Annotated in this window: 28 protein-coding genes; 25 read left to right on the top strand and 3 right to left on the bottom strand. The window is 35.9% G+C overall.

All coding sequences use genetic code 11. The features are described from left to right. Positions 1 to 25: 25 nt before the first annotated feature. On the bottom strand, positions 26 to 526 hold the full coding sequence (locus tag BMZ41_RS12370) for a helix-turn-helix domain-containing protein (protein ID WP_090167936.1): 501 nt from the start codon (positions 524 to 526) through the stop codon (positions 26 to 28). Positions 527 to 723: 197 nt separating this feature from the next. Here BMZ41_RS12370 and BMZ41_RS12365 point away from each other — a divergent pair, with 197 nt between their 5' ends. The 6 genes from BMZ41_RS12365 (at position 724) to BMZ41_RS12340 (ending at position 4,936) form a co-directional block, all read left to right on the top strand. Next, positions 724 to 921: a DNA-binding protein gene (locus BMZ41_RS12365; protein WP_090530091.1), complete on the top strand. Its 198-nt coding sequence runs from the start codon at positions 724 to 726 to the stop codon at positions 919 to 921. Positions 922 to 932: 11 nt separating this feature from the next. Beyond that, positions 933 to 2,003 (top strand): tyrosine-type recombinase/integrase, encoded by a 1,071-nt coding sequence (locus BMZ41_RS12360; RefSeq protein ID WP_090530088.1) that lies wholly within the window; start codon positions 933 to 935, stop codon positions 2,001 to 2,003. Continuing rightward, positions 2,004 to 2,531, top strand: coding sequence for a helix-turn-helix domain-containing protein (locus tag BMZ41_RS12355; RefSeq protein WP_090530085.1), 528 nt, complete (start codon positions 2,004 to 2,006; stop codon positions 2,529 to 2,531). Then, the gene (locus BMZ41_RS12350; protein ID WP_090530080.1) at positions 2,440 to 3,270 is read left to right on the top strand and encodes an ATP-binding protein; all 831 of its coding nucleotides are present in this window, start codon (positions 2,440 to 2,442) and stop codon (positions 3,268 to 3,270) included. The genes BMZ41_RS12355 and BMZ41_RS12350 overlap by 92 nt, the downstream gene beginning before the upstream one ends. Before the next feature lie 134 nt (positions 3,271 to 3,404). Further along, positions 3,405 to 4,472: a plasmid recombination protein gene (locus tag BMZ41_RS12345; protein WP_090167933.1), complete on the top strand. Its 1,068-nt coding sequence runs from the start codon at positions 3,405 to 3,407 to the stop codon at positions 4,470 to 4,472. A gap of 188 nt (positions 4,473 to 4,660) precedes the next feature. Then, positions 4,661 to 4,936, top strand: a complete 276-nt coding sequence (locus BMZ41_RS12340; protein WP_090530077.1) for a hypothetical protein — start codon at positions 4,661 to 4,663, stop codon at positions 4,934 to 4,936. A 118-nt stretch (positions 4,937 to 5,054) separates the two neighbouring features. Here BMZ41_RS12340 and BMZ41_RS12335 read toward each other — a convergent pair whose 3' ends face one another. After that, the gene (locus tag BMZ41_RS12335; protein ID WP_090530074.1) at positions 5,055 to 5,672 is read right to left on the bottom strand and encodes a hypothetical protein; all 618 of its coding nucleotides are present in this window, start codon (positions 5,670 to 5,672) and stop codon (positions 5,055 to 5,057) included. 296 nt (positions 5,673 to 5,968) lie between these two features. Continuing rightward, on the bottom strand, positions 5,969 to 6,490 hold the full coding sequence (locus BMZ41_RS12330; RefSeq protein WP_090530071.1) for a GNAT family N-acetyltransferase: 522 nt from the start codon (positions 6,488 to 6,490) through the stop codon (positions 5,969 to 5,971). 458 nt (positions 6,491 to 6,948) lie between these two features. Here BMZ41_RS12330 and BMZ41_RS12325 point away from each other — a divergent pair, with 458 nt between their 5' ends. From BMZ41_RS12325 to BMZ41_RS12235, 19 genes are all read left to right on the top strand, one after another. After that, positions 6,949 to 7,773, top strand: a complete 825-nt coding sequence (locus BMZ41_RS12325; protein ID WP_090530068.1) for a hypothetical protein — start codon at positions 6,949 to 6,951, stop codon at positions 7,771 to 7,773. After that, positions 7,763 to 8,725: a YARHG domain-containing protein gene (locus BMZ41_RS12320; protein ID WP_143071350.1), complete on the top strand. Its 963-nt coding sequence runs from the start codon at positions 7,763 to 7,765 to the stop codon at positions 8,723 to 8,725. Before BMZ41_RS12325 ends, BMZ41_RS12320 begins: the two co-directional genes overlap by 11 nt. 14 nt (positions 8,726 to 8,739) lie before the next feature. Continuing rightward, positions 8,740 to 9,453 carry a hypothetical protein gene (locus BMZ41_RS12315; RefSeq protein ID WP_090530063.1) on the top strand — a complete coding sequence of 238 codons (714 nt, stop codon included), beginning with the start codon at positions 8,740 to 8,742 and terminating at the stop codon, positions 9,451 to 9,453. Positions 9,454 to 9,470: 17 nt separating this feature from the next. Then, positions 9,471 to 10,172, top strand: a complete 702-nt coding sequence (locus BMZ41_RS12310) for a hypothetical protein (protein WP_090530059.1) — start codon at positions 9,471 to 9,473, stop codon at positions 10,170 to 10,172. 319 nt (positions 10,173 to 10,491) lie between these two features. Next, positions 10,492 to 11,010 (top strand): type III toxin-antitoxin system ToxN/AbiQ family toxin, encoded by a 519-nt coding sequence (locus BMZ41_RS12305; RefSeq protein ID WP_090530056.1) that lies wholly within the window; start codon positions 10,492 to 10,494, stop codon positions 11,008 to 11,010. 898 nt (positions 11,011 to 11,908) lie between these two features. After that, the gene (locus tag BMZ41_RS12300) at positions 11,909 to 12,148 is read left to right on the top strand and encodes a hypothetical protein (RefSeq protein ID WP_090167923.1); all 240 of its coding nucleotides are present in this window, start codon (positions 11,909 to 11,911) and stop codon (positions 12,146 to 12,148) included. A gap of 78 nt (positions 12,149 to 12,226) precedes the next feature. Beyond that, on the top strand, positions 12,227 to 12,901 hold the full coding sequence (locus tag BMZ41_RS12295) for a YczE/YyaS/YitT family protein (protein WP_242942063.1): 675 nt from the start codon (positions 12,227 to 12,229) through the stop codon (positions 12,899 to 12,901). 134 nt (positions 12,902 to 13,035) lie between these two features. Then, a complete protein-coding gene (locus BMZ41_RS12290) occupies positions 13,036 to 14,376 on the top strand; it encodes a hypothetical protein (RefSeq protein ID WP_090530053.1) in 1,341 nt (446 codons plus the stop codon). Between the two features lie 12 nt (positions 14,377 to 14,388). Further along, positions 14,389 to 14,670 carry a putative signal transducing protein gene (locus BMZ41_RS12285; RefSeq protein WP_090167920.1) on the top strand — a complete coding sequence of 94 codons (282 nt, stop codon included), beginning with the start codon at positions 14,389 to 14,391 and terminating at the stop codon, positions 14,668 to 14,670. A gap of 16 nt (positions 14,671 to 14,686) precedes the next feature. Then, on the top strand, positions 14,687 to 15,238 hold the full coding sequence (locus BMZ41_RS12280) for a GNAT family N-acetyltransferase (protein ID WP_242942062.1): 552 nt from the start codon (positions 14,687 to 14,689) through the stop codon (positions 15,236 to 15,238). 45 nt (positions 15,239 to 15,283) lie between these two features. Next, a complete protein-coding gene (locus tag BMZ41_RS12275; protein ID WP_090530050.1) occupies positions 15,284 to 16,111 on the top strand; it encodes an alpha/beta fold hydrolase in 828 nt (275 codons plus the stop codon). Next, the gene (gene ybaK, locus BMZ41_RS12270) at positions 16,112 to 16,588 is read left to right on the top strand and encodes a Cys-tRNA(Pro) deacylase (protein ID WP_090530046.1); all 477 of its coding nucleotides are present in this window, start codon (positions 16,112 to 16,114) and stop codon (positions 16,586 to 16,588) included. Positions 16,589 to 16,601: 13 nt separating this feature from the next. After that, positions 16,602 to 17,075, top strand: coding sequence for a GNAT family N-acetyltransferase (locus BMZ41_RS12265; RefSeq protein WP_090530043.1), 474 nt, complete (start codon positions 16,602 to 16,604; stop codon positions 17,073 to 17,075). Between the two features lie 103 nt (positions 17,076 to 17,178). Continuing rightward, on the top strand, positions 17,179 to 17,823 hold the full coding sequence (locus BMZ41_RS12260) for a MerR family transcriptional regulator (RefSeq protein WP_090530040.1): 645 nt from the start codon (positions 17,179 to 17,181) through the stop codon (positions 17,821 to 17,823). Beyond that, a complete protein-coding gene (locus BMZ41_RS12255) occupies positions 17,804 to 18,115 on the top strand; it encodes a YbjQ family protein (RefSeq protein WP_090167909.1) in 312 nt (103 codons plus the stop codon). The genes BMZ41_RS12260 and BMZ41_RS12255 overlap by 20 nt, the downstream gene beginning before the upstream one ends. 61 nt (positions 18,116 to 18,176) lie before the next feature. Next, positions 18,177 to 19,712, top strand: a complete 1,536-nt coding sequence (locus tag BMZ41_RS12250; protein WP_090167907.1) for an alanine/glycine:cation symporter family protein — start codon at positions 18,177 to 18,179, stop codon at positions 19,710 to 19,712. Next, positions 19,712 to 21,844 (top strand): ATP-dependent helicase, encoded by a 2,133-nt coding sequence (locus tag BMZ41_RS12245; RefSeq protein WP_090530037.1) that lies wholly within the window; start codon positions 19,712 to 19,714, stop codon positions 21,842 to 21,844. The genes BMZ41_RS12250 and BMZ41_RS12245 overlap by 1 nt, the downstream gene beginning before the upstream one ends. A 19-nt stretch (positions 21,845 to 21,863) precedes the next feature. Next, positions 21,864 to 22,142 carry a hypothetical protein gene (locus tag BMZ41_RS12240; RefSeq protein ID WP_090167902.1) on the top strand — a complete coding sequence of 93 codons (279 nt, stop codon included), beginning with the start codon at positions 21,864 to 21,866 and terminating at the stop codon, positions 22,140 to 22,142. A gap of 130 nt (positions 22,143 to 22,272) precedes the next feature. Further along, the gene (locus tag BMZ41_RS12235; protein ID WP_090530034.1) at positions 22,273 to 24,585 is read left to right on the top strand and encodes a DUF2298 domain-containing protein; all 2,313 of its coding nucleotides are present in this window, start codon (positions 22,273 to 22,275) and stop codon (positions 24,583 to 24,585) included. Positions 24,586 to 24,715: the final 130 nt, after the last annotated feature.

Here is a 24,715-nt window from a genome sequence, read left to right as displayed (position 1 = left end):
AAATATAAAGAATGTGCTTAAAATATTAATTATTTTCAATTGGAACTCTGAATGTATGTAATAAATCTTCGAACCAGATATTATATTCATCTGAATCTATAGCATCTCTTGCTAACTTATCATCTAAGTCTTTCCAGCCATTTAAAAGTGAAGCTACTTGAGGACTCTCTATTGTAAGAGTAGAAGTGAGAGTCTGTGTTTCTTTATTTACACCGACATGTATGTCTATAGGGATTTCTTTTGATTTCATCTTATTAAGAACAAGCAATAAATCTGCATATGTACTAATTTGTGAGTTAGGTTTAGTAGGTGTATTGAAACCAAAGAATGAATCTATAGTTATTCCTATAATCTCACAAAATGATTCAATTATCTCCATTGGAGGCTCACTATAGCCATTTTCATAATTTGAATAGCTTGGAACTGAAAGCTCCAGCTTAGCAGCCATATCCTTTTGAGATATATTGGCATTTTGCCGTAAGGCCTTCATCTTTTGATTAATTTCTAAATAATGTGAAATTCTCATAGCAATAATCCCTTCATAATCTTCATTAACTATTTGCTAATTGATATTTTAGCACAGTAATTTAAATTTTAATATTATTAAATAAAAAATATTAAGAATCTAATATTTAGGTATTGACATATTAAAATACAAATAATATGATTAAATACAAGAAAACTAATATCGATATTAAATATTTAATAAGGAGGGCGAAATGAATGAAATCTAATTACATGATTGGTGTAGATGAAGTTTCAAAAGAGCTTGGAGTATCTAGAGGTCATGCGTATAAGATTATCAGATCTTTGAATGATGAGTTAGCAAATAAAGGGTTTATAGTAGTTTCTGGTAAGGTACCTAAAGCTTATTGGGAAACAAAATTCTACGGTTATAAGACCGAAGTAATAGCAATGTAAAGGAGGTTTGGATGCCAGCATACAAAGAGAAAGATGGTACTTGGTCCAGTTCCTTTCATTACACAGATTGGACAGGTGCCAATAAAAGAAAACACAAGCGAAAATTCAAAACAAAGAAACAAGCACTAGATTATGAAGCTGAATTTAAACTAGCGGCTAGGGCGGATATGTCAATGAAACTAAAGAACTTTGTAACAATCTACTTTAGTGACAAGGCAAATGAACTCAAGGCTAGGTCAAAAAAGAATAAGGAGTATATGATTCAGGCTTATCTTATTCCATTCTTTGGAGAGAAGCCAATGAATGAAATAACAGCAGCTGATATCATTGCTTGGCAAAATGAGGTTCAATCAAGCAATAACTTCTCTGCATCGTATCTAAGGATGCTACAGAATCAATTAACGGCATTGTTTACACATGCAGAAAGAATTTATGGGTTGAAAGATAATCCGTGTAAACGAGTTAAGAAGATGGGAAACTCAGATGATAGAAGTTTAAATTTCTGGACAATAGAGGAATACTCAAAATTCATAGATACATTTGAAATTGGTTCAATGCATCATTTGATGTTTGAGATTCTATTTTGGACAGGAATAAGAGAGGGTGAGCTCTTAGCGTTGACAATGAATGACATTGATTTAGCGTTACAGAAGCTTAACATTAATAAGACGTTCTACAGGATTGAAGGTGAGGATATCATTACAAGTCCGAAGACAAAGAACTCGATACGAACAATAGACTTGCCAACATTCTTGGTAAAGGAGATACAAATCTATCTTGAAAAACTATATCGGTTCCCTAGTGATGAAAGATTGTTTGCAATAAGTGATAGAGCCTTACAGATGTTAATGAAAAGGCATATTCAAAAGGCAGGAGTCAAGAATATCAGAGTTCATGATCTGCGACACAGTCATTGTGCATATTTAATTCATCAAGGCGTACAGCCATTGATAATAAAAGAAAGATTAGGTCATAAGGATATAAAAGTAACATTAAACACTTATGGTCATCTTTATCCTAGTGAACAGCGAAAGGTTGCTTCATTACTAGATAATCTTCAGAGTGAAAGGGGGAATCAGTAATTGCCAGTTTTAAAGAATAAGACTCAAGGCAATTTCACGATGGTGAGTAATGGAATATTAAGGGATAAAGAATTGCCATTAAAAGAAAGAGGTTTATTGGTAACATTGTTGGGGCTTCCTGACAATTGGGATTTTTCAATAAGTGGGTTGGCTGCGATACTACCAGATGGTAGAGATAAGATTAAAACAGGTCTAAGGAAACTTGAAAAGATGGGATATCTTACACGTTATCAAGCGAGAAGTGAAAATGGAGTTTTTGGAGACTTGATTGTGGAGGTCAATGAAATACCAGCAGTTGTACCGCAAGTGGAAAATCCGTCAGCGGTAAATCCGCCCACGGATAAACCGCATACGGAAAAACACCAACAATATAATACTAATAAATATAAAACTAAAGAATATAAAAAACAAAAATATGTAAAGGGGGATAGTCAAAATGGAAATTCAAAATCTAATGGAACAGGAGTTAATGGCTCTAAAAGAGAGAGCAGCTGGACAAAATCAGAACTTGATTTATATGGATTCTAAGGTTTGTCCAATATGTAAAGGCACTGGCTTTGAGTATTATGAGGATGAACAAGGGCGTCCATTTACTAGGGAGTGTTCTTGCGGTATTAGGCAGAAGCAGATTAAGAAAAATAGAATTGAGTTTGCCAACATACCTTATGGGTTTAAGGCAATGAGACTTGCTAATTACCGTGAAGATATCTATGAATCTCAAGAATCTAGAATCATAGTTGAAAAGAATCTAAAGGCTGCCAATTGGTGGATGGATAACTTTGAAGATATGAAAAAGTTTGGAAAAGGTTTTTATCTTTATTCACCAACCAAAGGATGTGGTAAAACCAGATTTGCAATTTCTCTGGCTAATGAATTAATTGAAACCAAGAATTGTTCAGTGAAGTTTGCTACATCAATTCAGATTATCAATGAACTAAAAGCTACTTGGAATAAAAGTTATGAATATACAGAGCAACAGTTGTTGGAGGAATTAGCGAGAGCAGAAGTTTTGATAATTGATGATTTTGATACTGAGACACCTAAAGAATGGATTGAGGAAAGATTTTATCAAATCATTAATACAAGGTATATGAACAATCTGATTACAATTTTTACAAGTAACACTGCATTGGAAAATACAAGCTATGATGAGAGAATCAAAAATCGAATTCTTGAAAAAAGTTATAGACTTGTCTTTCCAAATGAATCAATACGAGACAAGCTAGGGAAAAGTAATCAAGAAGAATTGAAGGCAGCGATAGCCTGACGAGCGAAGCGAGTTACCGCATAACGTGTCGTTATGGGTAACCCCCTAGAGATAATGACACTGCGTATCATTATCTGGGGGCTCTCCGAGGGGTCTGCCGACGGCTTGCCCGCCAAATGAAAGGAGTGATTTACATGATATCTTGTTCATGTCATTTGTCGAATAAAGACCATGCCCTTACCACAACACATTCAATCACGGCAGCTAGTAAACATAATTTGAGGCTATACACTAAGCAAACAGAATACAATGTCGATCTGATTGAAATTGTTGAGGGAAGCGGTACCAGCATCCTAGATGATGTGAAAAAAATTTATAAAGAAGAATTCTCAGAAGTGTTGAAGGAGTACAATGAAGGTAAGAGAGCGGATAGAAAAATTAAGGATTATTTGAAATATGTTTCCGATAATAAAAAGAACGATGTTGCAGCTGAGGTTATATTGCAAATCGGAGATATGGAATTTTGGAAAGATAAATCAATTGAACAATGGAAAGCCATGACGCCACTTTTGAAGGAGCAACTGGAAGTATTCAAAGCTACAGTTCCTGAATTCAAAGTGGCGTCTGCTGTTATGCACCTTGATGAGAAGTCACCACATATGCAAGTTATAGGAGTTCCTATAGCTACAGGTTATCAAAGAGGAATGAAGAAGCAAGTAGCTAAAACAAAAGTTTTCAATAAAGAACGATTGGAGGAAATACAAGATATTTTGCATGATCATGCTGAAGGATTAATAAAAAATCATCCAGAGATTTTTGGAGACGAAAAACTGAAACCTAAGGAAAAAGGTCGTAACAATGATATGTCAAAGGAGTTCTATATCAGGTGTAAGCAACAGCAATACGAAAAGCTTCAGGCACAAGTTGATGAGCTAGAGGTTCAGCGAGATAGTCTTATCGAAGAACAAAAGGCAGTAATGGTAGAAACAGACAAGGTGGTTGCTGAGGCAATAGATAAAGTTGCTGACACAGAAATGAAAAAAGAATTCATGAGGTATGCGATGTTGGAAAAGCCTAAAACGGCACTAGGTCGAATTGTTTCTGGAGCGTTCAGGCAGTTTAAGAAATGGTGGGAGAGATATAAAAAGCCTGAGGTAAAAGAAAGTACGCTTGAGAAGCTAGAGAGAATCAAAAAGGATATTGCGGGAAAAGAAAAAGAAAGAGCTGAAGCAAAAAAGAAAACTCTTGATTTTGAAAGATAATTCGAATATGCGAAAATAATCCATTAGTATTTGGAAAAATCATGGTGTTCTTAAGTGAAGAATACTATAAACAATAGCTAGAAATTTGAATTACTTTTGTGAAACGGTTGCAATTAGATGATTTCTGAAATATATTTAATGCAAAGCATAGTGTCAATTGTTTTTGTACTAGCGGAGGTGATTCCATTATGAAGCGAAATATTGTAGTGATAATCTGTGCGTTAAGTTTTTCAGTTTTAGTTGGCTGCTCATCTAGTAAAGAGTCTGCTAAGATAGAAGATGCTTCAAATGATATGACAGAAGAGATTCAAAAACCTGATGAAGCTCTTGAGAAAGAAAAAGAGGAGGCATTAGATGATTCACTAGAGGAAGCATCTGAAGAGTACATAGTAAGTTCTTCGTCACCGGTGGAAACATTACCATATGACCCAGATGCTGAGTGGAATTATGTACCACTTGACTAAAATGTTCCTTTTTAGTTTCATAATATTTTTAAAAATACTAGGTGATGCTGATGGCTCACGTTGATATCAGTAATTACGAGGGGGATAATCAATGACTTTTTAATAACTATACTCATGGCTATAATTTATCAATGTCTTTTGCGCTCTCTCTTAACCAATCCATTGATGCCAGATATTCGTAGAAATTATCATATTTTGGAAATTCCCAGTATCCTTCCACGTAACTTATCAATTGTGAGTCAGCATCATAGTCTTTGTTTTGGCATTTACCATAAATATTTAAACTCTGACTATCTGTACCAGCCCAATAATCTCCAGTTTCAACATCAAAAACTAGCGTGCTGCAATCATTGTTAAAATCTGGCAAACAAGGACCTTCTGTATCCATAACAATGAAATGATAGTGTTCAGGCCTATTTTCCATCAACTCATCAAAAGTATAGTTTACTTGCTCTATTTCATAATATTCACTACATCCTACAATATTATCATAAGAGCGAAAAACAGCTTCATAATAATCATTTCTTTTATAGCAATCATTTAATGTATATTTCATCTTGTGAGTGGACGAAAAAGGAATTGTTTGAGAAGAATCATTTCCGTCGCTATTCCCATAAAAAGAGCAACTATTAATGATTGGAATATTATCTGAAAAATCATCCTCTTTTCCATCACATGCAGTGAACAATGAAAATGATAACGTGGTTACAAGTAATATCGTTAATTGTTTCTTCATTATTTATTGTCCTCATATATAAAATATAAATAGTTTAATTTCAGTTACAATAAGCATGGATAGTATGAATCTACAAATTCTAACCGAAAGAATTTGTAATATATTTTACAGCAAAATAATACAATAAGTAACTTTCTTATGTAAATGCAAATTTCGTAAACTTAATGCAAGTTTTCAAAGGTAAAAGCAAAACTATATACTCTATTGCATTTAGTACTGGAAATAGTAGGCAAAATTAAAGGAGCTAAAACCAGCTCCTTTTTATATGTTTGCTTAGTCAGACAAATTTGAAGTTGTCATTCTCCCAAATACCTAAATTCTAATCCAAAATCATGCTTATCCGCTTCATCGTTCAGATAATCGTATCCTTCTTCTGAAACTATTTGAAAGCCGCATTTTTCATGCGTTTTTAAAGATGCGGTATTCTTCTTGCTGACACAATCGCAAAGCCGGAATGATCCATCTGCTTTCATGATTTCTAAGACACCTGACAAAAGAAAAGATCCATATCCGTTTTTCCTGCAGCCCGGGTTCGTTTCAAGTGCCTCAAGATAATACAGTCCGGGTTGTATTTCACAGGTTCTTAACGCACAGACCCACATCCCATCTTTCTCAAAGACCCAATAAGTAGCTTTAGTCTGCTTAAAAAACTCCTCTTTTAAGAAATCCAGAAATCCAGACTCAACTTTGTTGAGAGCTGCTTTCTTATCTGTTTCATCCGGATAAAAGTATTCTGTATTTTCAAGGTTGCTTTCGGCATAAATGTCCATCAGCTTTCTTTTATCCAAATCACTATAACTGGTTATCCTTAATATCATGGTCACCTCTATAACTCCCGATTTGTTGAGTTCAATTATACTTGATTGGGAGATTGATAACTATATGAAATGCAAAAAAAGAGGAGAGCACTGAATGCTCTCCAAAGATTTCTAATTTTGCTTAGCAAGTTAAATTAAAAGATTTTGACGTACAAAAGATATTGTTTGTTTGGACTAAATTATTATTGATAATACCTTTATATAAGGATTCGATATAGTGGTACAAAAAGGGTACAGATAAAAATGACAGTCCTGCAAGCCTCCTTTTTACTAGTGTTTTCGAATACGCCCAATATTCGAGTCCTGTCTCGCGCTCTTTTAGTATAAGAAAATAGGGCTATCCATTTTTGGTAGAGAGTCTTTTCTTTAATAAAGTTATAATTAATAGACATCAGCCCAATTTTACACTAAAATAGTATACTGCGCAAAATTTTATGAATGAAAAATTGGGAGAAATAATGAGAAGAAGATTAATAAAAAATACAGCTATTATGACACTTGTAATATCTGTATTTTGTGGGTGTAGTACATCAAAAAATGACGTACCAGAAAATATAAAAGAATTACCAGAAGTAAAAATTGAAAAACAACAAGTTACCATTCCGGCGATATCTTATTATTGGGCAAAGGAAGATAGCACTGGAATCTATTATTTTGCTGATAAGAAACTATGGAAATATGATCAGAAGACCGATTCTAATGTGGTTGTAACTGAAAATCTTATTAATCCATATGATTTTGTAGTGTGTGAAGGAACCATTTATACATTGGAATGTGACGAAGCAGATTCAAATGGATTTGGACTGTTTGTTTATGATGAGAATACTGATGAATTCGATGAATTGATGAGCTTTGATAATCAGGTACATTCGATTATTACATCAGGCCATTATTTAGTTGCGGCTACAGATAATGAAGACCAATATGAAGTATATGATATTTCAACACCGGATAAGCCTCAGAAGGTGAATGCAGATGAAGTTGAGATAGTCAAGGAAACACCTGCTGTTGAGACAGATGAAGCCAACGAAAAGGTGATTTATGAAGGACATACTATAGCTGACATTAATCAGTTAGAAGCAGATATGGTTGAAGTATGGGGTTGGAATAAGTCTTATGCATATATTGGTGCTTCGGTTCAAGGGGAAGATGAGTTTTATAAAATCAATCTCATTAACACAGATGAAATAACAAAGCTTGCTGATGACACAGCGAAAGTGGCTGTGTTTGAAGATACAATACTAACAAAGAATAAGGACGGATTAGTTGAAATTGAAGACTAGATATGTAAAGCAAATAATGATGGTGTTATCACTAACTTCTATTATTGGACTTGTAGGATGTGCAAAAAGCGAAGAGCCTACAACACAAAATTCTGAAGAACAAATCACTCAGTCTACAGATAATATTGACATAGAAGCTAATGAGGATGAAGAAAATTATACGATTTCTCCAGAAGATTATTCGAACTATGAAGGTAGTTGGACGTTAGATGGTGCACCATTAAGAGATTCTGGAGCATGTCTTGATATAAAAATAAGCGATGGAAACAATCTTGAAGGCAATATTTATACTCGTCAGTCATTAAGTGGTCGTGATGCTGAAATTGAAAACATATCTGGAACGATAGTAGACGGTCAATGTAGCTATTATTATACTGATGATGGTTGGGATGGAAGTGGAACTCTTATCATTTCTTTGGCAGATGAAAAAATACATGTTGAAGTTAAAGATTATGTAATGCCTGATAGTAATGTGGTTGGTTATGGGATTTATGGAAGTTATGATTTTATTAGATTAGATGAATCTAATAAAAATCCTTATAATTTGAAGAAATACAGTGAAGATTGGGATGACGATCAGATACATGAGGAGCTGGAAAAAAGAGCACAATTTAGAGATAGCTGTTTCTTTTATAAGGATTATATTGCATATATGGAGCAGGTTCGTGAATGCACCGATATAGCCGTATATTGTTATCCTATTTACGATACAGATAAGAGATATTATGATACTTCTGATTTTTCAGATGCTCCATGGATTATTATTAACATAGCTAAAAATGAAATATATGCTCGACATGGATACATTTTTACAGACCTAGATTTATATGATTTCTTTATGGGGCAGCTATGGTATGTGCCAACTGTAGAAGCTGAAGATTTTGACGATTCTGTTTTTAATGAGTATGAGAGGGCTAATCTACAGTTACTATCTCAATTAGATAAGCACTAAGAGGAATAGAGAAAATGAAAAAGACAATTATACTTATCTTGGCAAGTGTAATCATACTACAAGGCTGTGGTTTAAATAAAGTTGAATCCACTCCTACAACCTCAGAAGAAAAAGAATTAACAACTGAAGAAAAAAATGATTCATTGATACCTTCAAAAGACAAAGTACTTACTATAAGGAAAAAGTGTTTAGAAGGAATGACTGATGAGGAAATATCGGATTTAACAAGTTGGATTGCTGCGCAAAATCTATCTCTAGAACAGGAATATGTTTATGACGGAGAATTTGAAAAGTACGAAGACCCTGATGCATTAATTTGGAACTTATATGATGAAACTGGTGAAGAAGTTTTGATAGGATATGCTTATGATCCTGATGAAAAAGAGGCAACCTACCATGAAATGGATGAAACTGAGTATGGGGAAAAGTATGGAGAACCAGTAGTAACATCAAAAGAGTACAATGCAGATGCCTATATAGAAAAACTTCAAGCGTTACAGGAAACTATTAATAACGCAGATTTTTCAGCAGAAATACAGAAGCTCATTGGTTACTACAATGAAATAAAAGAGTCTCATAGTGTTGGCGCTCTACGTAATATTTATTATATTTATCATGACATGGATTATTATTTATTAAGATATGCGCCAGAGGATTTTTCTGAAGATATGATTGCAGATAAAAGCACAATAGAAACATATTACGGTGTACTTGATGTCATGAAATGATAGGGAGTAAATGCAACATGAAGAATATCTGGAGAATTATTTACTGTTTACCTTATGGATTAATAATATATGGAATGACACTAAAGGATTGGGACGGTTTTATTTATTTGATTATGTTGTCATTATTCTATAGTTTTTTGCTTATGTGTGCAATTACGATGATTCAGCAAATTGTTCTAGCCTGCAATCATACTTCATTTGCCTATGAGATTGTTCTGTTTTCTATAATAGTTTATATGATTTCAGTAAAAAATGATGAAGTTGTCTTGTGGCTTATTCCCAATATACAAGTGTTATTAGGACATTATGTAGGTTTTAAGCTGGGTAGAAAAATAAAAAATAAGGTGGATATTACTGATGGCGGGAAACAGATTTCATCAATAATATCTGTAATTGTAGCAGTAGTATTAACGGGTACCTTCTTATTCTACTTTGTTATTTATGGAGATGTTCATTATCTTTCGCCAAAATCTCCAAATGGTGTACAGCTTTATGCTAAAAATGTTGGATTTGGGTTTGATTCATATAGCCATGTTTATGTAAGGTATTCTTTATTTAATTCTAAGGATACAGGTGTAGTATTTTGGGAAGATGATGGACCAAGCCTTTATGGGAAAGATGCAGATTATAAAGTCGAATGGATAGATGACTCACATGTGTCGGTGTCATTTAAGGGTAGTGGTTATTCGGATTATAAAACAGAAATAATAGAATATTAAACCTGTTTCACAAATGTATGTGTAATAGTATATATCGGAGCTTTAAATATCATAAGTGGAAAAATACTGGGCTTACGTAAAAGCTGTCTATGGAAAATAGTTGTTGACAAGTTTAAAAATCTTGTTAAAATGTACTCAGATGATGCGATTACACATCTATTGGGGTTTCGCCCCCACAATGTGCGAACGACTTTATTGGGGTTTCGCCCCCACAATGTGCGAACGACTTTATTAGGGTTTCGCCCCTATAAGAGCGAGCGAATGTAATCAAGATTAAGGCGAGCTTCGGCTTGCCTTAATTTTATCTAGGGAGAAATATATGAAAATATCATTTTATTATGTTGATGAAGATTACATCAATTATTTAAAAGAAGTAGAAATTAATGCTAGAGGATTTACGACTGTTCCTAATGTTAGGTATGCAAACTCTAGTAAGTTTGTATATGGTGTGGTTTTAAAAATTGATGACATAGACTATTATGTTCCAATATCGTCTTACAAAAAGTCACAAGAGGATAATATCATCATAAAAATTGAAGATCATAAAAAGCTTGTAGCTAGAGGCTCAATGAGATTTAACTTTATGATACCTATTCCAAAGCAGTGTTTGATACCACTGGATTTTAAAGATTCCATGTTTACTGAACAAGAAAAGGTAATGCTTCAGAAAGAGTATAAAGCATGTAAGAAACTCTTAGTTCAAGCTCAAAAGAGAGCAAAGAAAACATATGATAAGGTTCTAGCTGGCTTAGACACTGAGTTGCTCAAGAATAGTTGCGACTTTAAGCTATTAGAAGAAGCATGTAAGAATTATAGTCCTAAGAAAGAAGAAAAATAGGACTTGGTACCATTCTGGTACCAAAAACTTCAAAAACAACAAATAATGATGCGAATATAGATAATCACATCAAAAGAAACACTGTAAAATCAACGATTATAACTACGATAAACGTAAGTATGAATCGTGAGGGTGGTAGAACAGTAGGTTCTGGTCGTGTTGCTACAATCATCGAGTAATAACGAGCGAACAGCCCAACCCAAATTATAAAATTATGCCCTTCGAGGATTTCCTCGGAGGGCTTTTTTATAGTTTGACAAATATCTATTGTATGGTATTCTTTAGTAAAGATAGAACTCGACCCATCGCTGGATTTAGCGAAGGGCCAGAGTTCTGTTCTTTAATATTAAGAAACATATAGTTGTAATATGTTATAGGGATTGATAAAATAAATTTGTAAATATTTACAAGGATTATCCGTAAGGCTCTGGTCCACCGGCGAATGGGGATTTACCTCATCATATTGGAGTGAAAAATCAGTCCACATGATGGCGGGCGGGACGCCCGTCAATGATATTTGACGAAATAAGCTATAGATGTTAATATTTATATACAAAGAGTGCTACCGATAGACGGTTAGCCCTAGTATAAAACGATTAGAAAATAACCGCTCAGTTTCCTAGGCTCGGCGGTTATTTTTGTGTCTTGGAATCATGCTTTCCGCGCACGTACCCAAGACTATAGAAAGTCGCACACAGTCCTAAGACTGCGATTAAGTCCGTGATTGTAAGCATACGCACAAGTCCTCCTGTAAAGATTTCCCTCAAAGAGGGATCGGAATCTCTATATAAACGGAGGTCACAGTCCTCCGAGAGAAGGACCAACCGCCTACCGTAAATGGTAGCACTAAAAAGCATTATAGAGAACAATTGTTTGTGTGTCAATGGGAGAATTAGATATGGCAGGTACAATTATGTATTTAGCAATATCATTTTTTGTTTCGCTTATATTTATTATATTGGGGATTCAACAGTACAAAAGTAAAAAGCCAGTATCAATTAACACTGGAGAAAAACCACCAAGCGAAGATGAATTAACTAGTGTCACAGAATGGAATCATAGGCATGGAAGAAACTTTATTTTATATGGCTGCATGCTTTTTATATCACTGTTTATATTTGGTGAGAACCACACATGAGGAAAAGAAAAGCAGCGAAGCTGCGATTTTCCGAATGGGTGATGAATAGTAATAGCAATAATTCTAGAGGTACCAAAAGTGTTTCAAAAGAATAAAGACAATGACTCAATAAAGAAGATAATTTTAAATATGCTGCTGGCGACAGCAAGCTTATTCATTAATGGGTTTGGAGTTTATCTTACCATTCAGGCTAATATTGGAGCATCACCTTGGGATGTTCTTAATCTTGGATTATCTAATACATTCGGGATTCTTTATGGCACAGCAGCTATCATAGTATCTTTTTCGATTCTCGGAATAGATATTTTAATGAAAGAGCCTATCGGAATCGCTATGATAATAGATTCTATTGTTGTTGGAAAGTCGGTAGATTTCTTCAATAAGATTAATTTAGTAGAGAAATGTGATTCTATCTTCATTGCGATACCAGTAATGATTTTAGGACTCTTTGTAATGGGATATACCCAGTACACATATATGAGTGCATCCTTAGGATGTGGCCCTCGTGATACTCTTCTTATAGGGTTAACAAGAAGAACTAAGCATGTATCTATTGGCATAGTAAGCATTATGCTACTTGCTACAGCTACTGTAGTAGGATGGCTTCTTGGAGGACCTGTTGGAATAGGTACAATTATTTGTGCTTTTGGAATGGGGCCTATTATGCAGTTTGCATTCTTTACAGTGAAGTTTAATGCTACTGAGATTAAGCATCAGACTATATTAGAATCAATAAGAATAATAAGAGCTTGATTTATGAAGCACTACAAATTTGTTTGTAGTGCTTTTTTGTTTGCAAAACATTTCATGATTGCTATAATTTGAGTAATTATTTTACTCATAATTAGGAGATTGTGTTGCATTAGATGAGGGTACTGGAGAAGAAAATGAGGAAAAAATACTGGCTGTGTACAATGACTTTACTGATTATGATAGTATTTGGTGGATGTAAGTATAGGAAGAATACTATTGAATTCTCTAAGGATTTATATAAGAGGGAATATAGTTATTCAGGTGTGTTTGATATTATTACAGCTGAATATAATGGAGCTACATATAGTTTTGAACAAGCAATTATTGATGAGCCAGAAGCGTCTAAGTTAGTAAAAGAGTTTGATGATGCTAAAAAGCAGATTATAGATTTCTATAATGTTGATGTTGCTGAAGAAAAAATAAAGGTTTATGTTGTAGATGACAATAGATTGGTGGGACCTGTAATAGACGGGGATGCACTTTTTTTACCAAAGGAAATAATAGAAAACTCAGCATTTAGGTACCATCTAGTTCAACTTATCTCAGGAAGAGGACAGTGCGCAAGGACTTTTAATGATTACAAAAGCATATTCAATGTAGAAAATGCAGAACAACCGACATTATTTCCAATAGAAGATTTCAATACAGAGGAACGCGACATTATTGAAAAAACAGAACTTTATATAGATGGAGACAATAACTATATTTTCAAAACAAACACCTCTAAATTTTCTATAAGCAATAAATTACTTGATGAGGATGCCTATAGGAAAGTAATAGAGTTAATAAGAATTGAGGCTGAAATAAAGGATAAATTAAAGGAATACTTAGCTGAAGCGGGGATAAATAAGTCTATGTATGGTAGCGATGTGGATAACATCACATATCATATTGAAAATAAAGGTGGTAGAAGCTATGCACATATAGAAAATGGGCAAATCGATATAACCCTTAATGACTATGGGGTTCGCACTCTTGAGCATGAGTTGATGCATGGTTTTTTCCAAGATTATGAGGATATGAATAAATACTGGCTAGAAGAAGGTTTTTGCGACTACGTAGCTTATGTTCTCTATCCAGAAGAGTATATGGTTGAGTATATAAGAGGATTCGCTAATGATGAGGATTACGATAACGGAGATTTTAAAGAATACTACAGTAAAAAGAATGGTAATGATTCTAATGTAGTAAGACTATACTATGATTATGTTGTAGACAGACTATATCAGGGGAAAGATGTGTCTGATTATCCAAAACTAAAGGTTAAGGTAGGAGTCAATTTGGGGCCTAATACAACGTACACTGGAGTAGATTTATCATATACAGAGGCTATGAGCTTTGTGGAGTATTTAATAGATAAGAAAAGCAAAAAGGAATTGTTTACATTTATTACTTCAGACGCTTCCTATGAAGAATGGTGGGGCCAATCATATGAAGAGCTAAAAACTGAATGGATAAATAGTATTAGTGAATAAAGGAGAATTATTATGCTCACACTATTCAACAGAAAGAAGCTATATGAAGACTATTCATCTATGGAAATATCAAGAATAACGGAGCTTTTAAAAGCTAATAACATAAGCTATGAGACACGAACCAAGAGGAACCAGTCTAATTTTGATATGGTTTTACATACATCAATGACTTCTAGTATCGGTCGAGGTGGCGTTTATACTGGTGGTCAGGCTGTAGGAAATCTGACATTTCTATATAGAGTTTATGTGAGTAGAGCTGACTATGAAAAGGCGAAGAAGCTTATAGAAGAGTAGACCAAAGGAGGAAACCTTGATTACATACAAAGCAATTCAACTAAAAGATGGAAGAGAATGCGTACTAAGGAATGCAGAGCCAGAAGATGCAGAGGATTTTCTTAGATATTTTGATATATCTCATGGGGAGACAGAGTTTCTGACCACATACCCTGATGAGACAGAGCATAATGAGTCAATAGTGTCAGTGCGATTAAAGTCACAAAAGGAAAGTGAGCATAACATCGAGATAGTTGCTATCGTTGAGGGCAAGCTTATTGGTAGTGCAGGGATACATATGGTTCAGGACAGGGACAAGACCAGACACAGAGCTGAGTTTGGAATCACTGTCATGAAGGACTACTGGAGTCTTGGAATTGGAAATGAGCTGACAGCTATGTGCGTAGAAGCTGCAAAAGAAGCGGGATACTTACAGCTTGAGTTAGATGTAGTAGCCGACAACGAAGCCGCCCAAAATCTTTACAAAAAGCATGGCTTTATAGAATATGGCAGGAATCCAAGAGGCTTTAAAACAAGAGCTGGTAAGTGGCAGGAGCTGGTTTTAATGCGATTGGAACTGGATAAATAGCATAGAATAAGATAAGTATCAACAGACCATAGACAGGGAGAAGACATGACAGAAAAAATCTACAAAACACCAAAGGGAGATATCCACTACTGGATAAATACAGAAGGCGCTAATCCACAATATCAGCTGGTTTTCCTACCAGGATTAACAGCTGCACACAGATTATTTGAAAAGCAGCTTCAGGAGTTTGAAGGGAAGTATCCTGTGTTTGTGTGGGATGCACCAGGACACGACACCTCATATCCGTTTGAGATGACCTTTTCACTAAAGGATAAGGCAATATGGGTAGATGAAATCCTTAAAGAAAATGGTTTTGATAATCCAGTAATAATAGGCCAGTCCATGGGTGGATACCTGGGCCAGATGTATGGACAGCTTTTTCCGGAAAAGCTAAAGGGTTTTATTTCTGTAGATTCAGCACCACTTCAAATTCAGTATTATACAAAAATAGAGCTTTGGTTGCTTCATAGGATGGAGCCAGTATATCGCTATTATCCATGGAAGACTCTTCTAAGACAGGGCACAGATTATGTAGCCACATCAGAATATGGAAGAGCCCTCATGAAAGAATTCATGATGACCTACGATGGAGATAAGGACAGATATGCAAAGCTTGCGGGAGGTGGCTACAAGATTCTTGTGGAGGCTGTAGAGGAAGCGCTTCCTTATGAAATCAAGTGTCCCGCCAGACTAATTTGTGGAACAAAGGACCACGCTGGCTCTTGTATAAGGTATAATAAAGCATGGCACAAGAAGACTGGTCTTCCAATCCACTGGATTGAGGGAGCTGGTCATAATTCAAATACAGACAGGCCAGAAGAAATAAATGAAATCATAGCAGATTTCATGAAGGAATTAGAAGGTAATAAGTAAATGAAAAACAATGATAAGACAAATGTAATGCGAGTCCTGGACTCAAAGAAGATAAAGTATGAAAGCCACACTTATGAGGCGGATTCAACACTTACAGGTGAACAAATCGCAGGAATCCTAGGTGAGGACACAGAGAAGGTTTTCAAAACACTTGTAACACAGGGCAAGACTGGAACTTACTATGTTTTTGTAGTTCCAGTAGAAGCAGAGCTTGATTTGAAGAAAGCAGCTAAGGCAGCTGGTGAGAAATCAATCAGCATGATTAAGCAGAAGGACTTACTGGGACTCACAGGCTATGTACACGGAGGTTGCTCACCAATCGGTATGAAAAAGCAGTTCGCAACTTTCATACATATGACCGCAGAAAATTACGAAAAGGTATTTGTCAGCGCAGGAAAGGTGGGAGCACAAATCGAATTGGCACCAGCTGACCTGATAAAAATTGCAAATATCAAGGTGGCTGACATCATAAGCTAGAAAGGTAAAACAAATGACAATCAGATTAGCTCAGGAAAAAGACATTCCAAAGATTATAGACTTATTGCAGCAGGTACTGGAAGTCCATGCAAAAATCAGACCAGACATTTTTATTTCAGGCACAACAAAGTACTCTTTTGATGATGTGAAGGAAATGCTTTGTGTAGAGAGTAAACCTATATATGTTGCCGCAGATGAAAATGATAACGTGTTGGGCTATGCCATCTGTGAGATAAAAGAGACACCGGAAGATGCCACAAACAAGGTTAAGTTTAAGCAACTTTATATCGATGATTTGTGTGTAGATGAAAAAGCCAGAGGTCAGCATGTGGGTAGAGCCCTATTTGAACATGTCAAAAAAGAAGCAAAGAGAATGGGTTGTTATGAAGTGACCTTAGCGGTGTGGACAGGCAACGATAGAGCTGAAGCTTTCTATGAAGGCCTTGGAATGAAGACAAAAGAACGTATTATGGAATTTATTTTATAAAAAATATAGAAAACTATTGACCTTCCATCTTGTGGAAGGTTTATATTTTAGGCAAAGATAAGGCCAAATCTTTTAAAGGACAATCGATAGTGAGGGCGTTTTAATGAAGATCAACCAGGTAGAAGAGCTTGTGGGAATCACAAAAAAGAACATAAGATTTTATGAAGACCAAGGCTTAATTACACCCAAAAGAAATTCAGAGAATGGTTACAGAGAGTACTCCTTGGAGGATGTAAAAGTTCTAAACCAAATCAAACTCCTTAGAAGACTTGAGGTACCAATCGAAGAAATCCGAAAGCTTCAAGTAAAGGAAATCTCATTAGATGATTGCTTACAAAAGCAGAAACAAGAATTTGCCAAAAGACAAAAAGACATGGACATTCTCTCTCAGCTTTGTCAGGAAATCATAGACGCAAATGATGAGCTGGAGGATATGGATGTAGAAAAATATCTGGATGATATGAAACGCCTTGAGAAGGGAGGCGTAAGCTTTATGGATATCAATAAGATTGATGTAAAGAAAGCTAAACGAGGCCCAAAGATTGCAGCATCAGTATTCATAATTATTATGATTGCGTTTATTGCATTAATGGTGCTTGGAAAGATAACAGACCCAGAGACCCCAATGTTTTTCATAATTCTTATGATAGGACTGTGCGCAGCAGCAATCATTGGAGTCAGCTTGGCATTATCACAAAGATTAAAAGAAATAGATGGAGGAGAACAAAATGAAGCTAATAAGTATTGAAAACATTCCAGGACAGGAATACGAAGTATTAGGATTGGTAAAGGGTACAATTGTACAGTCAAAGAATATCGGAAGAGATTTTATGGCTGGTATGAAGACTATTGTAGGTGGAGAGCTTGCTGGCTACACAGAGATGCTTACAGAGGCAAGACAAATCGCCACAAAGCGTATGGTAGATGAAGCTGAGCAGCTTGGCGCAGACGCTATTATTGGTGTCCGTTATTCAGGCTCAAGCGTAATGCAGGGCGCAGCAGAGGTTCTTGCCTATGGCACAGCTGTAAAATTTTTATAGAACTTGAAGCTTAATAGGGTATACTGTAGTTAGAAAACGATTCTAACGAAGGGAGAAAGTTATGGATGCACTATTAAGCTTTATTACAGCAGTATGTGGTAAGATTCAGGTAGTTTCAGATTTATTTTGGGATTTTCCAACTAATTTTGATTGGTATGCCAATATTCCAATCCTTGGAAATTTCTCACTGGCTATTATTTTATTAATTGGCTCTGGAATCTATTTCTCTATAAGACTTCGTTTTATTCAGGTTCGAAAGTTTAAGAGGGGAATAGAGGTTTTAAAGAACAGTAAAGCGAAGACAGGTATTTCTCCGCTTGCATCATTTTTCCTATCCACAGCAATGCGAGTAGGCCCTGGTAACATCCTTGGCGTAACAGGCGCTGTATCAGTAGGCGGCCCAGGTGCATTGCTGTGGATGTGGATTTCTGCATTCTTCGGAATGTCTACAGCATTTGTAGAGTCTACACTTTCCCAGATTTTTAAAGAGAAAAAAGATGATGAATATATCGGTGGTATGGCCTTCTACGGCAGAAGACTTCTAAAAAATTCTGCAATCGTAGGTGTTGTACTTTCACTTATGTATATCATTTATGCGCTGCTTTGCTTCCCAGCACAGGGCTTTAACACGGTATCTGCAATGGGACAGATTGCCAGCATAGTAAGTGGAACAGAGCTTCCAACCACACATGCGGTTTATTGGATTGGTTTTGTAATCGTAATCATTGCAACAATCGCGGTTTCCTTTGGTGGAACAAAGAAGATTTCTCATGTAACAGATATTCTTGTACCTGTTATGGCAATTGTATATGTGCTTACAGTACTTGTGCTTATAGTTATTAATATCACAAGAATTCCTTGGTTCTTCTATGCTGTATTTACAGAGGCTTTTAAGCCAGAAGCAGTATTTGGTGGTGCATTTGGTATCGCATTAATGCAGGGGGTTAAGCGAGGACTTATGTCTAATGAAGCTGGTCAAGGTACCATCACAATGCCAGCAGCTGCATCAGATGCAGACCATCCATGTGATCAGGGTTGCGTACAGGCTATCGGCGTTTTCCTTGATACAATTGTAATTTGTACACTAACAGGTTTTGTAGTTATTATGGGCCGCGTATGGCTTACAGATAATGGAGCAGCTTGGTTTGAGCTTGGAAAGCTTCCAAAGTATTTGGCATCTGCAGCAGAGCTTACACCAGGCACAGCATTTAATAACGTGGTTACATTGCTGATATCTCTTTGCTTTGGTTTGTTTGCCTTTACATGTCTCCTTGGATTTATGTCCTTCTCAGAGATTTGTGCTAACAGAATCAACCGTAGCAAGACATTTATCAATGTAATCAGAGTGCTGGATATCCTTGTAATTTGCTTCGGAATGCTTACATCTATCGTTGGAATGGATTTAGGGGCATTGTGGGATTTATCAGATTTTGCTAATATCTTGATTGCATACTGCAACATTCCTCTTTTATACATTGGATTTAAGTATGTAAAAAAAGCCCAGCTCCATTACGAGAAAGAGGATGGAACCCCATTCACATCTGACGTTATCGGTATGGATGTAAGCGTTTGGGATGAAAGAGCAAGAAAGAATTAATGTTAGAAAAACAATTTATTGAGTTATACACATCACAATTAAATGAGCAACAAATGGAAGCAGTACGGACCGTCGAAGGGCCCGTGCTGCTTTTGGCTGTTCCGGGAAGTGGTAAGACCACAGTTTTGGTGAACCGCCTTGGATACATGATTTATTGTAAGGGAATAGCCCCGGAGAATATTTTGACTTTGACCTACACAGTGGCAGCCACAAAGGACATGGCCAACAGATTTGAAAAAATATTTGGACCAGACCTTTCGGATAGATTAGAATTCAGAACCATAAATGGAATTTGTTCCAAGGTCATTGCCTACTATGGCAGAATGATTGGAAAGAATTCCTTTGAGCTTTTGACGGACGAGAAGGAGATAATCAGACTCCTTTCAAGCATATATCTAAATGTGGAAGGGGAATATCCTACAGAGAGTGATATAAAGAATATCCGCACTCTTATAACCTACTGCAAGAATATGTATCTTACAGGTGACGAGATTGATAAGCTTGGCAAAGATGAGGATATAAATCTTCGCAAGATTTATGAGGCGTACAATAACGAGCTGAAGAATCACAGCCTGATGGATTATGATGACCAGATGCTGTATGCATACAGAATCCTGAAGGGCGCACCTGTGGTGCTCAACTACTATAGAAATCTGTACAAATTTATTTGCGTGGATGAGGCTCAGGATACTTCAAAGATTCAGCACATGATAATATCATTACTTTCAGGTGAAAGCGGAAATCTTTTTATGGTTGGAGATGAGGATCAGAGTATCTATGGATTTAGAGCAGCTTATCCAGAGGCACTGTTGAATTTTGAAAGAAATCATGTAGGTGCAAAAGTTCTGGTGATGGATAAGAATTATCGTTCTAATGCAAAGATTGTAGAGGCTGCTGATATCTTTATCCAACACAATAAAGACAGACATAAAAAGCATATCTGTGCCACAAAGGATGCCAAGAGCGATATTAGCTTTGTGAAGATGGACAGAGAAAAGCAGTACAGCTATCTGGTTAAGGTGGCGGAAAACGTAACAACGAAGACAGCTGTCTTATATCGAGACAATGAAAGTGTGCTTCCTCTTGTGGATATGTTGGAAAGACAGTCAGTGCCTTATAACATCAAAAATGTAGACATGGCATTTTTCACAAACAGGGTGGTAATCGATATCATCAATATGCTTCAGTTTGCCTTCGTGCCGATGGATGCAGAGCTGTTTATGAAGATATATTTCAAGTTCCAGTTGTATCTCAGCAAAAAGGACGCTATAGAAATGTGTGCGCTGGCAGAGAGAAATCATTCTGGAATTCTTGATGCTATAGAATTGTTAAATCTCAACGGACATGTTTTGGGTAACTGTAAATCCCTAAGAACACACTATAGAAACATGGTGGATGAGACACCATATAAGGCCATAAATCGCATAGAGAATTTCATGGGATATGGAGATTATCTTAATTCCAACAACATAGATACCAACAAAATCTTCATCCTAAAGATGCTGGCTAAAAAAGAAAAAGATATTCCATCCTTCCTAAACAGATTAAATGAGCTTAGAAGGATTCTTATGGAAAAGAAGAATGATAGTAGCACAAAATTCATTCTTTCCACGATTCATTCCAGCAAGGGATTAGAGTATGATTCGGTAATCTTGATGGATGTAATTAACGGTGTATTTCCAAACAAAGTACTAAGAGCTAATACAAAAGCTACACCTCAGGAGAAGAGGGATTACGAGGAAGAACGCAGAATCTTTTATGTTGGTATGACCAGAGCAAAAGATAAACTTACAATCTTCAAATATGAAAACAGGAATTCAACTTTTATAAATGAACTAAAGCCTGAGACCAAGAAAGCCGAAATAGAAAACAAGGTGTCCTACTCAGCAACAAAGGTTACATCATATTTCAAACAGCCTAAGACCACAATCCAAGGAAAGGAAGGTGCTCCTGACAGGCTTATAATAGGTCAGGTGGTTTTCCAAAAGAAATATGGAAAAGGGACAATTACTGATGTAGTTCTTTCTGATGATGGACAGCCAGAGAAGTTTTCAGTACAATTTGAATCAGGTGTAGAGAAGGATTTTATGTTTCCAAATGCATTTTCTTATGGAATGCAGCTAATGGGTTAATTTAAGAGGGGTAGTAAAAATGGATAAAGAATTACAAGATTTAAATAAGCAGGTTATGCAGGTTCATGAGCGAGTGGATGTTTTATTTAAGACAGCCAATATACCATCTATGCTTATGAGCGAGTATAAGAATAAGGTTTCACAGTATGAGAACATGATTGAATCTGTGGAGACCATGAAGAAGATGGCAGGGTCTGACGATGCAGTGGAAAAGCTTATTTTCCAGCAGAAGGAAATTCTTAATCGAAGAATGAAATGTGAGCTTGAACTTGCAAGAAAAGCCCAGAGCTGTCTGTAGAATTAATAGAATACAGGTAATAAATTTGTAATATTTTTAGTTTTTCCCTAGGAATTCCCTTCATTTTACGATATAATTGACGAATGCGGGGAGATGAGTATGGATAACATACGATTGGGGGATTAATGTTTTGAACAAGAAATTTAATTATAAGGACTACGTGTCAGAAAGTGCTATTTTCATAATTCTTCTTGGCATGATTGGTCTTCTATTTAAGGAAGAAAGCGTATACATCTATAAGTGGTATTTTGCCCTGTTGATAGTTGGTATAGGCTTTTTTTCATTGACTAAAAAAATCTTCAAGAACTTCACTGACAGAGGTTACATCTTTTCAAAGGTAATAGGTGTATCTATTTCTGGAATGGTTGTATTCTGGCTGTCAAATCTTAAGCTGTTAAAGTTTACACCAATAAACTGTGCCTTTGTCACAGTTCTTTTGGCTGTGATTATTTCGACAGTATCAATCCTGCAAGACAAGAAAAGTGACAACGCTGTTTCCGTAGATAAGGATAACCTAAAGCTCATGATAGCTGAGGAGCTAATGTTCCTATTGCTTCTTACATGCTTGCTTTACATGAAATCTTTTAAGCCAGATGCATATGGTACTGAGAAATTCATGGATTATGGTTTCATGAATACCATGACTAAACTCACCTATTTCCCAGTAGAGGATATCTGGTTTGCAAACGAGAATCTCAACTACTACTACCTTGGACAGTATTTTGCAGCTTTCATCAATCAGCTTTCCTTTAATGATGTAAGATTCAGCTACAATATCATGTTCTACACAGTATGCTCTATGGCATTTGTAGAGGCATTCTCATGTACTTACAAGCTTATTCAGACAAAGTTTGGTGCAGGCTTTAAGAAGGTTCATGGAATTATTGGTGGCTTACTTGGTGGCGCTGGAGTGTGCTTTGAAGGAAGTGCTCACTTTATCGTCTTTGGAATTGTATTAAACGCTTATAATGCGATTATTGGAAATACAGAGTATTCGTACTGGTTCCCTGAGAGTACAAGATATGTTGGTTATGTGCCTGAGAGAATGGATAAAACCATCACAGAGACTCCATCATATTCATTTGTAATTGGCGATTTGCATGCACATGTTATTAATATCATGTTCGTGCTTACAATCATTGGAATTATCATTGCCTTTGCTACACAGCTGGCAGATAAGAAGGGTAAGAATCAGAAGCTTGAACTTGATTTCACACCAAAGGATTTCATCCTTAAGGCGCTTAATCCTACAGTACTCCTCTGCGGATTTTTCACAGGCTTCTTCCAGGGAAATAACTACTGGGATTATGCTATTTACATGATGATTTCAGCTCTTGCTGTTTTATTCGTGGATTTTAAGGTCTATGGATTTACAAAGAAGAGCACATTATTCTCAGTAATTCAAATCGCATTTATTATGGCGATTGCTAATATTGTTATTCTTCCATTCAAGCTGAATTTTACAAAGATGGAAGGTGGTATTTTCCTTTGTGAGAATCACACCTTGTTTCATCAGCTACTTGTTCTCTGGCTCTTACCAGTTGCGACAGCAGTTATCTGTCTGGTATTTGCTATCAAGGATTACTTAAATGATGAGGATAAGTCTCAGGATAAGAAGGTAAATGTTCTTGGAAGAATTATCGTAAATGCGAATATTGCAGATCTTATTGTGATGCTTTTTACTTGCTGCTCAATAGGATTAATTCTTATTCCAGAGATTATTTATGTAAAAGATATTTATAACATTGATTACGCCAGAGCAAACACTACCTTCAAGCTGACATATCAGTCTTGTATTATGTTTGGAATAATCACAGGCTATGCCCTGATATCACTTTTTACCTTCAAGAAGACTAAGGTTAAAAAGATTTTGGCATGTGTGCTTCTGGTACCTACACTTGTCTGCATGTCATATTACTTTGTAAGCTGTCACGATTGGTTTGGAAATATCTTCGACGGCTCAAGACAAAGAACATTAAATGCTACTGCCTTTATGCAGAACAATCCACAGTTTGTAGAGGACTTACAGGTTGTAGATTACTTGAATAGCCTTGATTATGATAAGCCTCCTGTAGTTTTAGAAAACTATGGAGATGCTTATACTGACGCAGGTAGAATGTCTGTGGCTTCAGGTTGTCCTACAGTTTTAGGTTGGTATGCCCATGAGTGGCTTTGGAGATTCAGCCAGGAAGCTGTCGAGGCTCGTGCAGCTGATATCCGTGAAATTTATACAGGCTCCGATCTGGATACAACAAGGGAATTGATTAAGAAATATAATATTCAGTACATTTACATTGGTCAGTTTGAGTATCAGAGCTATGATTTTGCTGGCACACCAATCAACCTTTATAAGCTTTTACAGCTGGGTGATGTGGAATTACAGCTTGAGAATAGCTACTATGGCGGCTATCACAACTACCTGATTAAAGTAAATTCATATTAGTAAGTTAGGAACAGTCATATTTATGGCTGTTCCTTTTGCAAATAGAATTATTACCTTTGATATTAAAATAATTACCTCTTATCCCAAATTGTTGTGTGGGGAAAAAAGATGTGTAGAATATAAAACATAG

This window comes from Pseudobutyrivibrio sp. UC1225 (genome assembly GCF_900115215.1).
Taxonomy (GTDB): Bacteria; Bacillota; Clostridia; order Lachnospirales; family Lachnospiraceae; genus Pseudobutyrivibrio.
This window is presented reverse-complemented; position numbering and strand designations above follow the sequence as displayed.

Excerpts from the sequence above, each read along its gene's own strand:
- BMZ41_RS12370 (WP_090167936.1), bottom strand. The coding sequence starts at position 526 with ATGAGAATTTCACATTATTTAGAAATTAATCAAAAGATGAAGGCCTTA.
- BMZ41_RS12365 (WP_090530091.1), top strand. The coding sequence starts at position 724 with ATGAAATCTAATTACATGATTGGTGTAGATGAAGTTTCAAAAGAGCTT.
- BMZ41_RS12360 (WP_090530088.1), top strand. The coding sequence starts at position 933 with ATGCCAGCATACAAAGAGAAAGATGGTACTTGGTCCAGTTCCTTTCAT.
- BMZ41_RS12350 (WP_090530080.1), top strand. The coding sequence starts at position 2,440 with ATGGAAATTCAAAATCTAATGGAACAGGAGTTAATGGCTCTAAAAGAG.
- BMZ41_RS12345 (WP_090167933.1), top strand. The coding sequence starts at position 3,405 with ATGATATCTTGTTCATGTCATTTGTCGAATAAAGACCATGCCCTTACC.
- BMZ41_RS12340 (WP_090530077.1), top strand. The coding sequence starts at position 4,661 with ATGAAGCGAAATATTGTAGTGATAATCTGTGCGTTAAGTTTTTCAGTT.
- BMZ41_RS12335 (WP_090530074.1), bottom strand. The coding sequence starts at position 5,672 with ATGAAGAAACAATTAACGATATTACTTGTAACCACGTTATCATTTTCA.
- BMZ41_RS12330 (WP_090530071.1), bottom strand. The coding sequence starts at position 6,490 with ATGATATTAAGGATAACCAGTTATAGTGATTTGGATAAAAGAAAGCTG.
- BMZ41_RS12325 (WP_090530068.1), top strand. The coding sequence starts at position 6,949 with ATGAGAAGAAGATTAATAAAAAATACAGCTATTATGACACTTGTAATA.
- BMZ41_RS12315 (WP_090530063.1), top strand. The coding sequence starts at position 8,740 with ATGAAAAAGACAATTATACTTATCTTGGCAAGTGTAATCATACTACAA.
- BMZ41_RS12310 (WP_090530059.1), top strand. The coding sequence starts at position 9,471 with ATGAAGAATATCTGGAGAATTATTTACTGTTTACCTTATGGATTAATA.
- BMZ41_RS12305 (WP_090530056.1), top strand. The coding sequence starts at position 10,492 with ATGAAAATATCATTTTATTATGTTGATGAAGATTACATCAATTATTTA.
- BMZ41_RS12300 (WP_090167923.1), top strand. The coding sequence starts at position 11,909 with ATGGCAGGTACAATTATGTATTTAGCAATATCATTTTTTGTTTCGCTT.
- BMZ41_RS12290 (WP_090530053.1), top strand. The coding sequence starts at position 13,036 with ATGAGGAAAAAATACTGGCTGTGTACAATGACTTTACTGATTATGATA.
- BMZ41_RS12285 (WP_090167920.1), top strand. The coding sequence starts at position 14,389 with ATGCTCACACTATTCAACAGAAAGAAGCTATATGAAGACTATTCATCT.
- BMZ41_RS12275 (WP_090530050.1), top strand. The coding sequence starts at position 15,284 with ATGACAGAAAAAATCTACAAAACACCAAAGGGAGATATCCACTACTGG.
- ybaK (WP_090530046.1), top strand. The coding sequence starts at position 16,112 with ATGAAAAACAATGATAAGACAAATGTAATGCGAGTCCTGGACTCAAAG.
- BMZ41_RS12265 (WP_090530043.1), top strand. The coding sequence starts at position 16,602 with ATGACAATCAGATTAGCTCAGGAAAAAGACATTCCAAAGATTATAGAC.
- BMZ41_RS12260 (WP_090530040.1), top strand. The coding sequence starts at position 17,179 with ATGAAGATCAACCAGGTAGAAGAGCTTGTGGGAATCACAAAAAAGAAC.
- BMZ41_RS12255 (WP_090167909.1), top strand. The coding sequence starts at position 17,804 with ATGAAGCTAATAAGTATTGAAAACATTCCAGGACAGGAATACGAAGTA.
- BMZ41_RS12250 (WP_090167907.1), top strand. The coding sequence starts at position 18,177 with ATGGATGCACTATTAAGCTTTATTACAGCAGTATGTGGTAAGATTCAG.
- BMZ41_RS12245 (WP_090530037.1), top strand. The coding sequence starts at position 19,712 with ATGTTAGAAAAACAATTTATTGAGTTATACACATCACAATTAAATGAG.
- BMZ41_RS12240 (WP_090167902.1), top strand. The coding sequence starts at position 21,864 with ATGGATAAAGAATTACAAGATTTAAATAAGCAGGTTATGCAGGTTCAT.